Genomic DNA, 12185 nt, shown 5'->3' on the forward strand with positions numbered 1-12185 from the left:
AAAAAAACGGCTGCCAAAAGCCATTCTTCTTCAATGGCTCAACGGGCAACCTCTCCTTGGTGGCGACGATTGTGGGGTGTCGCTTGGAAGTGTGCACTCGCTTTATTGGCCGTGTTACTGTTTGCTGGGCTGTATCTAGATAGTGTGGTCAAACAGCGCTTTGAAGGCCAATTGTTTGATTTGCCTACCGTGATGTATGCCCGAGTATTGACTCTGCAACCAGGCGATAGCATTACCTTAGCCGAGGTGCGTAATGAATTGGATATCTTAAATTATCGCAAAGTGAGTCAACCTCGTTTGGCTGGCGAGTATTCGTCTTCGGCGACGCGTATTGAGTTAATTCGTCGTCCCTTTGAATTCGCTGATGGACCAGAGGCGGATCGGCACGTGATGCTGACATTTGATCAAAACGGTTTACAACAGATCCAATCTTTAGAAGCGCGCCAAGGTCAGCTCGGTTTTTTTCGTTTAGATCCGAAAATGCTCGGCATGTTAGAACGTAATGCGTTAGAGCAACGTTTATTCCTACGTCGTGAGCAGTTTCCCGAAGTGATGGTTGATGCCTTGCTTGCCACGGAGGATCGCTATTTTTATCAGCATGACGGTATCTCTCCGTGGTCGATTGCACGTGCGATGCTTGCCAACCTTAAAGCGGGAAGAACGGTGCAAGGCGGCAGTACCTTAACTCAGCAGCTAGCGAAAAATATCTTTTTATCCAGTGACCGCACCTTATGGCGAAAAGTTCGTGAAGCTTATTTAGCGCTGATCATTGATTATCGCTACAGCAAAGACCGGATCCTTGAGGCTTACCTCAACGAAGTGTACCTTGGACAAAATGGTCGCGAAGCGATTCATGGTTTTGGATTAGCATCGCGGTTGTATTTTGGTCAGCCTCTGCAAGAGTTACGCATTGATCAACTGGCTTTATTGGTCGGTATGGTTAAAGGGCCGTCTTTTTATCATCCAGTACGCTTTCCTGAGCGCGCGCGTGAGCGACGTGATCTGGTACTTAGATTAATGATGGATCAAAACATTCTCAACGCTCAACAATACCAACAAGCGATAGCCAGGCCATTGGATGTGCAGCCACAACCAAGAATCGCCAGTCGGCAACCCGCTTATTTCCAGCAAGTTTCGATTGAATTAAGATCGCAATTGGCAGAACGTTTTCAAGCGGATCAAGGGTTGCGAGTGTTTACTTCGCTTGATCCGGTATCGCAAGCCAAGCTGGAGCAAGCGATTGCCGAGCAAGTACCAGTATTAGCCAAGCAAGCAGGTAATGAATTAGAGGCTGCGGCGATTGCTGTCGATCGGACCAGTGGTGAAATTCGTGCCATGGTCGGAGGTAAGCGCACGGGTTATGATGGTTTTAACCGCGCCCTCAATGCCAGTCGTCCGATTGGCTCATTAGTCAAACCAGCCGTGTACTTAACCGCGCTCGCGCAGCCTGAACGTTATCATTTGGCTACCACCTTAATTGATAAGCCAATCAGCCTAAAAGGCAGTGAGGGCAGTGTTTGGACACCGCGCAATTTTGATCGTCAATACCGAGGCGATGTGCCTTTATATCAAGCGTTAGCCAAATCATTCAATGTGCCGACGGTGCAACTGGGTATGGCATTAGGCATTGATAACGTCTCAAAAACCTTGCAGCAATTGGGTGTCGATGGCCAAGAGATTCGTCCTGTACCAGCCATGTTACTAGGGGCATTTTCACTCACACCTTATCAGGTGGCGCAAATGTATCAAACCATGACCAATTCCGGTAGAAAAGCGCCACTCTCTGCGCTACGTTCAGTGGTTGATTTACAAGGCAATGTGCTTTATCAATCGATCCCTAAGGTCTCGCAAGTCGTCGATGAGCAAGCCGCATGGCTGACCACTTACGCCATGAAACAAGGCGTTCAGCAAGGTACGGGGCGATATCTCACTAATCAGTTTGCTTGGGCGGCATTAGCTGGAAAAACGGGTACCAGCAGTGATCGGCGTGATAGCTGGTTCGTCGGCGTTGATGGCCGTGAAGTGACCACCATTTGGCTTGGACGCGATGATAACCAACCGACACAATTAACCGGAGCGAGTGGCGCATTACGTGTCTATGCTGAATATCTTCGTCAGCGTACTCCTGAAGTTTTATCATTACCTTGGCCAAGTGGGATTACGATGATGGGTTTCAAACTTACCGCATCGGGCGCCTTACAAGCCGATTGCAGCAATGAATTTACCTTGCCAGTTTGGGATCGATCCGGCGAAATGAAAAAACAGTGTGAGAACCGACCTCAAGAGTGGTTAAAAAATCTCTTTCGGTGGTAATTTATCGTCTAGCTCGTTTATAGTAGCTTGATTTTTTAAGGATGAGAGGACAAGGCGTGAAGCGTTTACAGCTTGGTATTATCGTTATCGTTGCCACAATGTTTGCTTGGTTTGTGTCAGCCGAAAGTGCGGTTGTTACTGGTGATGATATTAACCATCCTCGTCCGATCATCGCTCTTGTTTTAGCGGGTGGCGGCGCGAAAGGCGCGGCCCATATGGGAGTGCTTAAGGCACTCGAAGAGATGAAAATACCGGTTGATATTGTGCTTGGTACCAGTATGGGTGCCTATGTTGCCGGTCTTTACGCCACCGGAATGGACGCCGAAGAAATAGAAGGTGTCATTTATAGCGTTAACTGGCAATCGGGCTATCGAGATCGGGTCAGCCGCAGTCAGCGTCGAGTGCGTGATAAAGAGTACGAAGACCGTTATCAATTAACCACTGATTTAGGGTTTGGTTGGGATGGGCTTCGTGCTCCGCGTGGTGTGGTTCAAGGGCAAAGCATGCTGCGTATTTTGCGTGAAACCTCAGGAAATATTGCTAAATTAGATTCATTTGATGATTTGGTGATTCCGTATCGTGCGGTAGCGACTGATATTATCGAAATGAAGCCTGTGGTATTAGATAAAGGCTACTTAGTCGATGCGATGATGGCCAGTATGTCAGTGCCTGGCGCCTTGCCACCTTATGATATTGATGGCCGTTGGTTAGTCGATGGGGGGGTAACCAATAATATGCCGGTCGACATTGCCAAGCAAATGGGGGCTGATGTAGTGATTGCGGTCGATATAAGCTCCGATTATAAACAGCAAGACTCATTCAGCAGCTTTTTAAGTGCCGCCAATCAGTTGTCCAATTACCTTGTACGCCGCACAACAGAGCGTCAAGCTTCTCAACTCAGTGAACAGGATATTTTACTAAGGCCAAACGTTGGGCTGATGGAAACCACCGAGTTTCATAAAATGCCCGATGCTTTTATTGAAGGCTATCAGACCGCACTAGAGCATCAGCAACAATTGCAAGTGCTTGCTTTAAGTAGTGCTCAATATCAAAACTATGTTGATGGTAAAGCGGAGCGTCGTCGAAAGCTGCACTATGGCGATCAGCTAACGGTCGATAACATCGCGATTCGTAACCACTCTCATTATAGTGATTTACTGCTAAAAAATAGGTTGAACTTAGCGCAAAATACGACGTTAAGTACCAAAGAGATAGAAGCCAGCGTTGATCGACTCTATGCCTTAGACCGATTTAAATTGGTCCGTTACCAATACGAACAAGTTGACCAAGACAATCATTTGCTGATTGATGTCCACGAAAAAGGTTGGGGTCCTAATTACTTAAATTTTCGCTTTTTTTTAGAAGATGATTTTAGTACCACCAGTCAATACTCGTTAGGCGCGTCTTTGAATTTTACCGATCTGGGTTCTCATGGTGCCGAATTAGCATTGAATATGGACTTAGGGACGGATAAGCAACTAGAAGCCGAGCTTTATTCACCGCTGTTCTCCAGTCAAAAGACCTTTGCTTCGTTTACTGCGCGTTATCGGGATGATAATCGCCAAATACCGTTCGAAGATTTATTTGAAAATACCGGACTGTCTGCGACGCGTAATTATGTTCCGATTTCTTATCGAACGTTAACGGGGGAAGCGGCGCTTAGCTATCAACAAGCCTTATGGCGTCAGTTAAGAGTGGGGGCGCGTTATGTTGATGGGCAGGTTCAGCCATCAACGGTACCAGATTATGGCAATGCCACGTTTACTCGCCAAGGTATATTTGTTAATTATCGTATTGATTCATTAGATAATTTTAGTTTGCCCCGTGAAGGTGACTACATCGTTCTTGAATATTTTATTTCGCATGATGATGTCAATGATTTAGTCGAACAAGCCAATAGCAGTTCTGATACGGTATACGATATTTCCGTTAAGTTGATGTCGGCAAAAAGTGTTGGGCGGCATACGTTAGTTGCTAATTTAGATTATGGAGAAGTGCGGAGTAAAAACTCAATTACTCCGGTCGAACCTAAAACTATCGGTGGTTTTTTAAATTTATCGGGTATTCCGCGTGAAAGCTTATTAGGACAGAATAAAATATTCACCAGTTTAGTCTATCGTTATCGTTGGTTTGATAATGATTTTGGTTTATTTAATGCACCATTTTATTTAGGGGCGTCAATTGAATATGGTGGCGTGTGGTCGGATCCTGATTTAAAAATTGATACCGCACCTAAATATGTCGCGGGGTCAGTTTTTGCGGGTATCGACTCGCCGATTGGTCCCGTGATGTTTGGTTATGGGCGAACCGAGCAAAATTACGATTCATTTTATCTTATTATTGGCACAACATTTTAAGTGCAGCTTGGTAGTGAGTAAGTTTCATCTTAACTTGCTATGTTGGTCAACATGATGAGATTTTAATTTATCGTTAATTTTGCTATTCTATTGTCCACAGTTTGGCCTCTAGGGCGCGGTTTCTCAATCATATTTGAATGAAAACATGAGCAATGGAGAGCCAAGTTTCCAAGGATGTTCACTCACCTTTTAATAATAACTGGGGTGAACCGCAATGAGAGGAAAAAGTCGTGCTTGAAGCCTACCGTAAACACGTCGCAGAGCGTGCCGCTGAAGGAGTTGTACCCAAACCTTTAGACGCTGAGCAAGTTTCTGGACTTGTTGAGTTATTAAAAAATCCCCCCCAAGGTGAAGATGCCTTCATCCTGGATTTACTTGAAAATCGAATTCCTCCTGGTGTTGATGAAGCGGCCTACGTTAAAGCTGGTTTCTTAACCGCGATCACTAAAGGTGAGGTTTCGTCTCCTCTCGTTAGCTGTGAAAAAGCAGCGCAACTGCTTGGCACCATGCAGGGTGGTTATAATATTGAACCACTGGTGTCTTTATTAGACGATAACGCACTTGCTCCGATAGCCGTTAAGGCGCTTTCACATACCTTATTGATGTTTGATGCTTTCTATGATGTGGAAGAAAAAGCACAAAAAGGCAATACCTTTGCTCAGCAAGTCATGCAATCTTGGGCGGAGGCCGATTGGTTTTTATCCAAGCCAGCCTTAGCTGAAAAAATCACCTTAACCGTCTTTAAAGTCACCGGTGAAACCAATACCGATGATTTATCTCCCGCGCCAGATGCGTGGTCTCGTCCGGATATCCCGGTTCATGCTTTAGCGATGCTGAAAAATGAGCGCGAAGGTATTCAGCCAGACAAACCGGGTAGTATCGGGCCGATCAGCCAAATCGAAGCACTGAAAGAAAAAGGCCACCAGTTGGTTTACGTTGGTGATGTGGTTGGAACGGGATCTTCTCGTAAATCAGCGACTAACTCAGTGTTGTGGTTCATGGGCGATGATATTCCTTTTGTGCCCAATAAACGCGCTGGTGGTTATGTACTTGGTGGTAAAATTGCGCCTATTTTCTTTAATACCATGGAAGATGCGGGCGCTTTACCAATCGAAGTGGATGTCTCCAAACTGCATATGGGTGACGTGATTGACGTTTATCCATATGAAGGCAAAGTCTGCAATCACCAAACGGGTGAAGTACTCGCTACCTTTAAACTAAAAACGGACGTTTTGATTGATGAAGTACGTGCTGGTGGTCGTATTCCATTGATTATCGGCCGAGGATTAACCGATAAAGCGCGTGAGTCTCTAGGTTTGGAGCCGTCAACGGTGTTCCGCCGTCCTGTGCCTGTGGCTGAAAGTAACAAAGGCTTCACTTTGGCACAGAAAATGGTTGGCAAGGCGTGTGGCGTAAAAGGGATTAGACCTGGAACGTATTGTGAACCTCGCATGACCACGGTTGGCTCACAAGATACTACTGGGCCGATGACTCGTGATGAGCTGAAAGATTTGGCTTGTTTGGGCTTTTCTGCCGATTTAGTGATGCAGTCTTTTTGTCACACTTCCGCTTACCCGAAACCGGTCGATGTTAATACGCACCATACCCTGCCTGATTTTATTATGAATCGTGGCGGCGTTTCATTGCGTCCGGGAGATGGTGTTATTCACTCTTGGTTGAACCGTATGCTGCTGCCAGATACGGTCGGAACGGGGGGAGACTCTCATACTCGTTTCCCATTGGGTATTTCTTTCCCTGCTGGCTCAGGTTTAGTGGCGTTTGCGGCGGCAACGGGTGTCATGCCATTGGATATGCCAGAATCGATTTTGGTCCGTTTTAAAGGTGAAATGCAACCTGGTATCACATTACGCGATCTGGTTCATGCGATTCCTTATTTTGGTATCAAGCAAGGCTTACTCACGGTAGAGAAAGCGGGCAAGATCAACGAGTTTTCCGGCCGTGTGTTAGAAATTGAAGGGGTTGAGCACTTAACGGTTGAGCAGGCCTTCGAACTGTCTGATGCGTCTGCTGAGCGCTCTGCAGCCGGTTGTACGGTTAAGCTATCACAAGCTTCAATTGCCGAGTATCTAAACTCGAATATCACCATGCTTAAGTGGATGATTGCTGAAGGATATGGCGATCGCCGGACGATTGAGCGCCGGATTAAAGCGATGGAAGAGTGGTTAGCGAATCCAGAGCTGATGGAGGCGGATAGCGATGCAGAATATGCTCATGTGATAGAGATTGATTTAGCCGATATTAAAGAGCCGATTCTATGTGCGCCTAACGATCCTGATGATGCTCGTTTGTTGTCTGATTGTGCGGGAACCCCAATTGACGAAGTCTTCATTGGTTCTTGTATGACTAATATCGGCCATTTCCGAGCGGCGGGTAAATTGCTGGAGAAATACAACGGCCAACTGGATACTCGTTTGTGGGTCGCGCCTCCGACTAAAATGGACCGCGATCAGCTCACCGCTGAAGGCTATTATGGTATTTTTGGTCGCGCTGGCGTGCGAATTGAAACACCGGGATGTTCATTGTGTATGGGTAATCAAGCGCGAGTCGCTGATAAATCGACGGTGATGTCCACTTCAACTCGTAACTTCCCGAACCGTTTAGGTACTGGCGCTAATGTTTATTTGGCTTCCGCGGAGTTATCTGCGGTGGGGGCCATATTAGGTCGTATTCCGACCATGACCGAGTATTTGGATTACGCGAAACAGATTGATGCAACGGCAGCGGATACTTATCGCTATTTGAACTTCCACTTAATGCCTCATTACACTAAAAAGGCAGATACGGTGATTATTCAGCAAGCAGTATGATGTAACGTGTCTTAAGTTAATATGATCAATCAAGAGCCACCATTGCGGTTAACACCGATCAGTTAAGCAAATGATCAGTTGAACGATCCTGTGATTGGTTGAAAATACCCTCAAGCATTTCATGTTTGAGGGTATTTTTTATGTTGGCTCACTGGCTTATTGATGTTGATGACTTCGCTTCTCCTGATTCACTTGCGCTTTTTCAAAAAGAGCTTCCATTGGAATGGATAAATCAAGCACTTGATGAAACGAATAAAGCCAGCATGAGAAGACGAAAGCTACCTGCTGAGTTGGTCGTGTGGCTGCTAGTGGGTATTGGCTTATATCGCGACAGACCGATTACTGACGTTTTGGACAAGTTAGACTTAAAACTGTCCAGCTCTTTAGGTGAATCCATTGCGCCAAGTGCCATTCCTCAAGCCAGAAAACGTCTCACGGCAGAGCCACTAAAAGCGCTATTTACTATGACTGCTCAACACTGGACTCAGTCCGAAGATAGTGAGGATAAATGGTTTGGTTTAAGACTGTTTTCAGTTGATGGAACTCAATTTAGAACCCATGATACCGAGGCGCTTGCAGAGCATTATCAGTACGTAAAGCACAGTAAAAATCGTCACACCGAATACCCTATTGTTCGGCTATGCGCGCTTTGTTCTCTTCGCAGCCGCTTACTCCATGATGTCGCTTTTGGCCCTAGTTCAACCGGAGAAGTGAGCTACGCTAAACAGTTAATCTCATCAACAATGCCTAACTCCCTCACAATTTTTGACCGATGTTATTTAAGTGCCGAGCTAATGATTAACTGGCAGCGTCAACACGGCTCTAGTCACTGGATGACCCCAATAAAATCGAATACACAGTATGAGGTCATTAGGAAACTAGACAAGGAGGGACGAGATTTAATTGTCGAAATGGATGTTTCACAACATGCGCGCAAGCAAGACCCAACTCTCCCAGAGAAATGGCAAGCGAGATTGGCCTTATATCCTGAATCAGAGCAACCTACCCATATAAAAGGCGTACTCACTTCTTTAACAGATAGCCAATATGACCTTCAATCCCTGTTGGATGTTTACTTCGAACGTTGGGAAATTGAGAGCAGTTATGGAGAGATAAAGCACGACATGCTAGAGGATGAACTTCTTCTCCGAAGCCAGTCTGTAGAAGGGATAGAACAAGAGGTATGGGGAATACTGATTGCTTACAATCTGGTTCGCTTAGAAATCAGCCGCATTGCGAAAGAAGCCAAGGTATCACCTCTTCGGATAAGCTTTATGATGGCACTTCGAGATATCCAAGATGAACTGATGTGGTGTGCGATAGCCTCACCCGGCTCAATCCCTAAAAAGCTGAGGGCAATGCGAGAGCGAGTAAAGCGTTACATTCTGCCAGAACGAAAAAAACGGCCCAAATCCAGGACCGTTCGTATGAGTAAAACTCGCTACCCTGTTCGCTCCAAACACGTTAAGTGATAGGAGTTAACCATTGCGGTGGCTCTTTTTTTATCGCCCTTTAGGCCAAACTTAACGGTTGGTATGCTGCTGGCCAGTTTCCTTTCTATAAATGACTTGATATGTAAATATTGTAAATTGAATAAAAATGAGACTGCTTATCATGTAGCTTTCTGGCAGTTTTATTCTTTAATAGATCAGTCATGTTTTATAAGCACCGTACTTTTCAGCTTTGGGCTCGCCGTTTACACATTTATGTCTCTATGGCGGTATTAGGGCTAATGCTGTTTTTTGCTGTTACGGGGATAACGCTTAATCGGCCGGAACTGTTTGTGGCAGCTCAAGCTAAGACATCCGAATGGCGAGTCACTATTCCTCATCATTTATTGTTTGTTGAAAGCAAAGTTGCCATCAATGAACCGGAATTACGCCAATTTCTTGCTCAGCATACGCCAATCCGTGGCCAGATGTCGCGACTCGATATCTATCTAGATTCAGACAATGGTGTCTTACAAGAAGGTGAAGCGAGTGCGAGCTTTACCGCTCCCGGCTACAGCGCCGCGTTGTTTATCGATTTGGTCTCTAGAGAAGCGGAGCTCGATATCAGTGATTATGGCTGGGTAGCTAAATTCAATGATCTCCATAAAGGGCGTCATAGTGGTGAGTGGTGGAAGTGGGTGATTGATGTCTCATCACTCTTGATGCTGGTGTTTATCTTATCGGGTCTTGCCCTATTACTGCCAAAGAAAAGCACACTGCGTTATGCCATACGTTGGTGCAGCCTTGGTACGTTAATCACATTTGTTATTTATTGGCTGGCGGTGCCTTAAAGGCTGCTGATGCGCTCAGTCATTTTAGATTGATGGTTATTTTAGATTGATAGTTATTATGGATATTTTTGTGGACGGTAGATCATGAAGAAACAGCGAGGACGGCTTTACGTTTGGTTATTGGGACTCAGTGTACTGAGCGTTAATGTATTCGCCGCGCCTTTGGGTAAGCTGGATATTGAGTTTGAACTACCAAAACTGGACGTTGGAATGTACGCCAGACCTTATGTTGCGATTTGGATAGAAGACGCTCAAGGTCAGCCTGTGCGTACGGTTGCCTTATGGCAAAAAGAAGATACTTGGCTTAAAGATATTCGTCGCTGGTGGCGACAAGTGGGCCGTTACGATCGGGCATTGATCGATGCGGTGACATCCGCGACTCGTCCGGCGGGACAATACCGTTTGCAATGGGATGGTTTAGATGACCAAGGTCAGCCATTAGCGCAAGGGGACTACCTGTTTTATGCCGAAGTGGTTCGTGAGCACGGTGGCCGAGACGTAGTGCGACAAGCAATGACGTTGCATGCTCAGCCTGAGCAGTATCAACTCGATGCTACTTATGAAACGGGCGTGATCAGGCTACGTTATCAACCTTAATGATCGCCATTTAATCCAAGGATAGTCGTTAATAGTATGACGGCTCTTCAACTAAGAGCACTACATAGGAATGAATAAATGATGTTGTATCGCGTATTTTCTACCGGTTTATTAGCGGTTGCGGCCTTAGCGTCAGCGGCAGTGGTCGCCCATCCTCGTTGGGTGTTACCGAGTGAGTTTACGGTCTCTTCACAAGACGGTGATTGGATCACCACTGACGCCAGCGCGTCACACGGAACTTTTGTCTTCGATAAGCCGTTAGGATTAGATTCTGGCGTGGTGATCACGCCAAGTGGTCAGCGCGAGCGCTTTGCGTTTGTGGCTAAGCATAAGCGTAAGTCGAGCTTCGACTTCTTTTTCTCTGAACCGGGCACCCATAAAATCAGCCTTACGGGTCAGCCATTTTATATGACCACTTACACCATCGGAGCTCGTCAAACGCCACGACGTATTGCTGCCAATGCCGCAGAGCGTGATGCAGTGTTGCCTGAAGGAGCGCAGAATGTGCAAAGCGTTTTGGTGTTTAACCGTACTGAAGCTTACGTGACGGTGAATCAACCATCTAGACAAGTTTTTGAATTAGAAAAGAAATTCTTAGAGTTGGTTCCTGTGACTCATCCAGCCGACATTGTCGAAGGCGAAACCGCGATTTTGCAGTTTTTCTTTAATGGACAGCCCCAAGCTGGTGTAGAAGCAGAAATTCGTCAAGATGGCACTTTGTACCGTAATCAACAAGAAGCGGTGATTCTGACTAGCGATAAGGATGGCAAAATTCAATTCACGCCACATCAGGCGGGTCGCTATTTATTGATTGCTGGTTTTAGCGGTCCTTTAGACGATAATCCACTTGCTGAACAAGCGCGTTCTTCCATCCATTTAACTTTTGAAGCGGTTTTAAAATAAGAGGTATGCAATGAAGTGGCAACAATGGCTTGTGATGACGAGTGGTTTATTGAGTGGGTTGAGTTGGGCTCATTTTCCAGTCATGGAGTGCCAAAAACAGGCCGATCACATCTTGTGCCAAGCGGGATACAGCGACAGTAGTCCGGCCATCAATGAAACGGTACGTATGTTTGATTATGACGATGTACTGATTGAAATTGGAAAAACCGATCAACGTTCTGAGGTGACGTTTACTATCCCAAACGGTGACTATTACATTGTGTTTGATCCTGGCCATGAAGCGCCTGTTGAGATTGATGGCGTTGAACTTTAATTCTCACTCATCAACGCCGTCGACGGTGCGCGTTCAGGTCAAGGCGGATAAGGGCAGTCAAGAGACATGGTGGGTACTCGGCAGCATGCTGTTGATCCTACTGGTCTCGGCACTGTTGTTGCGTGGCAGACTCGTTGAAGTCACACCACCGACGACGCCGTTATCCTTTGAGCTGCGTGCCCAGGATCTCAATGAAAAGCAAAAAAGTCTGTTGATTGAGCTAAGCCTTGCTGAACAAGAGCTGCATTTCTTTCACCATCTAGAGCATCAGTGGCCCTCGGTGCAATGGCTGGCAGAAGAGGGTATTGCGCCTTTTGTGCGTGATAGTAGCTGGCATTATTTGGGTGAACATCAATGGCAGCAGGTTGCTCAAGGCTATTTAGGATTGGCGCAAGACCCTAGTCAAGTTGGGCATGTTTTGATCTGGTACCCCCAAGGCCCTGATGCTGACGCGCAAGTCTGGTTTTTTACTCAGCCAATTGTGGGAGAGTTATCAGATTGGTTAGCACTTACTGATTCATCATGGATTCAAGCTGGGTGGAAGCGTTGGCCGCTGTCTGCCTCACTATCGCATTAATAAGAGAAAAATCGTT

Annotated in this window: 9 protein-coding genes; all 9 read left to right on the plus strand. The window is 46.1% G+C overall.

Annotation, left to right across the window (positions count from 1 at the left end; genetic code table 11):
- Positions 1-33 precede the first annotated feature (33 nt).
- The 9 genes from mrcB (at position 34) to FKN93_RS06135 (ending at position 12169) form a co-directional block, all read left to right on the plus strand.
- Entirely contained in the window at positions 34-2313 is a 2280-nt protein-coding gene (gene mrcB, locus FKN93_RS06095; protein ID WP_249374156.1) for a penicillin-binding protein 1B, read from the plus strand.
- 41 nt (positions 2314-2354) lie between these two features.
- A complete protein-coding gene (locus FKN93_RS06100) occupies positions 2355-4670 on the plus strand; it encodes a patatin-like phospholipase family protein (RefSeq protein ID WP_170904693.1) in 2316 nt (771 codons plus the stop codon).
- Between the two features lie 230 nt (positions 4671-4900).
- Positions 4901-7498, plus strand: a complete 2598-nt coding sequence (acnB, locus tag FKN93_RS06105) for a bifunctional aconitate hydratase 2/2-methylisocitrate dehydratase (protein WP_170904694.1) — start codon at positions 4901-4903, stop codon at positions 7496-7498.
- A gap of 140 nt (positions 7499-7638) precedes the next feature.
- A complete protein-coding gene (locus FKN93_RS06110) occupies positions 7639-8970 on the plus strand; it encodes an IS4 family transposase (protein WP_170904695.1) in 1332 nt (443 codons plus the stop codon).
- Positions 8971-9152: 182 nt separating this feature from the next.
- Positions 9153-9779, plus strand: a complete 627-nt coding sequence (locus FKN93_RS06115) for a PepSY-associated TM helix domain-containing protein (protein ID WP_004394227.1) — start codon at positions 9153-9155, stop codon at positions 9777-9779.
- Positions 9780-9863: 84 nt separating this feature from the next.
- Positions 9864-10376 carry a DUF2271 domain-containing protein gene (locus tag FKN93_RS06120; protein ID WP_040903805.1) on the plus strand — a complete coding sequence of 171 codons (513 nt, stop codon included), beginning with the start codon at positions 9864-9866 and terminating at the stop codon, positions 10374-10376.
- A gap of 81 nt (positions 10377-10457) precedes the next feature.
- Entirely contained in the window at positions 10458-11279 is an 822-nt protein-coding gene (locus FKN93_RS06125) for a DUF4198 domain-containing protein (RefSeq protein ID WP_040903864.1), read from the plus strand.
- A 10-nt stretch (positions 11280-11289) separates the two neighbouring features.
- Positions 11290-11592 carry a hypothetical protein gene (locus FKN93_RS06130; RefSeq protein WP_170904696.1) on the plus strand — a complete coding sequence of 101 codons (303 nt, stop codon included), beginning with the start codon at positions 11290-11292 and terminating at the stop codon, positions 11590-11592.
- Positions 11576-12169: a hypothetical protein gene (locus FKN93_RS06135; RefSeq protein WP_004394223.1), complete on the plus strand. Its 594-nt coding sequence runs from the start codon at positions 11576-11578 to the stop codon at positions 12167-12169. Before FKN93_RS06130 ends, FKN93_RS06135 begins: the two co-directional genes overlap by 17 nt.
- The last annotated feature ends 16 nt before the right edge of the window (positions 12170-12185 follow it).

The sequence above is a fragment of the Vibrio sp. A8-1 genome (assembly GCF_013048685.1).
GTDB classification, from domain to species: Bacteria; Pseudomonadota; Gammaproteobacteria; order Enterobacterales; family Vibrionaceae; genus Vibrio; species Vibrio metschnikovii.

Excerpts from the sequence above, each read along its gene's own strand:
- mrcB (WP_249374156.1), top strand. The coding sequence starts at position 34 with ATGGCTCAACGGGCAACCTCTCCTTGGTGGCGACGATTGTGGGGTGTC.
- FKN93_RS06100 (WP_170904693.1), top strand. The coding sequence starts at position 2,355 with ATGAGAGGACAAGGCGTGAAGCGTTTACAGCTTGGTATTATCGTTATC.
- FKN93_RS06110 (WP_170904695.1), top strand. The coding sequence starts at position 7,639 with ATGTTGGCTCACTGGCTTATTGATGTTGATGACTTCGCTTCTCCTGAT.
- FKN93_RS06115 (WP_004394227.1), top strand. The coding sequence starts at position 9,153 with ATGTTTTATAAGCACCGTACTTTTCAGCTTTGGGCTCGCCGTTTACAC.
- FKN93_RS06120 (WP_040903805.1), top strand. The coding sequence starts at position 9,864 with ATGAAGAAACAGCGAGGACGGCTTTACGTTTGGTTATTGGGACTCAGT.
- FKN93_RS06125 (WP_040903864.1), top strand. The coding sequence starts at position 10,458 with ATGTTGTATCGCGTATTTTCTACCGGTTTATTAGCGGTTGCGGCCTTA.
- FKN93_RS06130 (WP_170904696.1), top strand. The coding sequence starts at position 11,290 with ATGAAGTGGCAACAATGGCTTGTGATGACGAGTGGTTTATTGAGTGGG.
- FKN93_RS06135 (WP_004394223.1), top strand. The coding sequence starts at position 11,576 with ATGGCGTTGAACTTTAATTCTCACTCATCAACGCCGTCGACGGTGCGC.